At 70.7% G+C, this 938-nt stretch carries 1 protein-coding gene; it reads right to left on the bottom strand.

Features of this window, described 5'->3' with window-relative positions:
• Positions 1-103 precede the first annotated feature (103 nt).
• A complete protein-coding gene (locus tag KME75_RS41975) occupies positions 104-526 on the bottom strand; it encodes a PPOX class F420-dependent oxidoreductase (RefSeq protein WP_219420619.1) in 423 nt (140 codons plus the stop codon).
• Positions 527-938: the final 412 nt, after the last annotated feature.

Raw genomic sequence — 938 nt, 5'->3', positions numbered from 1 at the left:
GCCCTCCGGAGACACCCCCTCCGACCCGTCGTGCGCCACCCGGCGATCATCCCCAGAGGCGACCACCAGACGACACACCTCGACCGGCGTGTCGGCGCCAAGATCAACCTAACGCAAGGCCATTGCGGTCGGGGCCGGCGCGGTCGAGCGTGACCCGCAGCAGCACGCGCCGCTCGGCCCGCATCGCCGCCCGGTATTCGTCCCAGTTCTCGTGCTCGCCTGCCGTGCGCCGGTAGTAGTCCACCAGGCCGTCCATCGCGTCCGGCAAAGAGACGATCTCGGCGCGGCCGTCCACCTGGATCCACCGGCCGAAGAACCCGTCCGGCAGCACGCACAGCCACAGCCGTGGGTCCCTGCGCAGGTTGCGCACCTTGACGGCGGTCTCCCGGGTGCTCACCACCACACGTCCCTCGTCGTCCACCGCGACCAGGACCGGCGACATCTGCGGCCTGCCGTCGTCGCGCATCGTGGCCAGCACCGCTCGGTGCTGCTCGCGAATGACCTTCCGCGCCTCATCAAGGTCCATTCGAGGACGGTAGTACGCCAAACGACCGAGCGCAGAACACAACGACTCGGTGGTACGCCAACGGCTGGCGGCTACCGGGAGTGGAAATGTTGCCCGGGCAGCGGATTCCCCGCGCCGGCCGGGCCATAGGTCGTACCGGTTGTGTGCGGGCTGGGAAGGTGCGGGTGAGCTTTATCGATCGGTTGCGCCGGCTCGAGCGGCGGACCGGTCCGGACGATCCTGCGTTCGTCGCTGCGCTGGAGCGGCGGTGGTCCGAGCTGCCGGAGGCCGCCGGGCGCGACGCCAGCTACCCGTTGCGCCCGCGTCCGAACGGCCGGCATCGGGGCGATCCTGTCGGGCGGGTGACAATCGCGCGTTGTTCGCGTCGCTGCGGGCACCCAGCGGAGTGCGGTGGCCACCCTGGCCGGCGTGT

It is taken from the genome of Pseudonocardia nigra (assembly GCF_019396355.1).
GTDB lineage: Bacteria > Actinomycetota > Actinomycetes > Mycobacteriales > Pseudonocardiaceae > Pseudonocardia > Pseudonocardia nigra.
This window is presented reverse-complemented; position numbering and strand designations above follow the sequence as displayed.

Bases quoted from the DNA above. Each gene is read 5' to 3' on its own strand.
- KME75_RS41975 (WP_219420619.1), bottom strand. From the start codon at position 526: ATGGACCTTGATGAGGCGCGGAAGGTCATTCGCGAGCAGCACCGAGCG.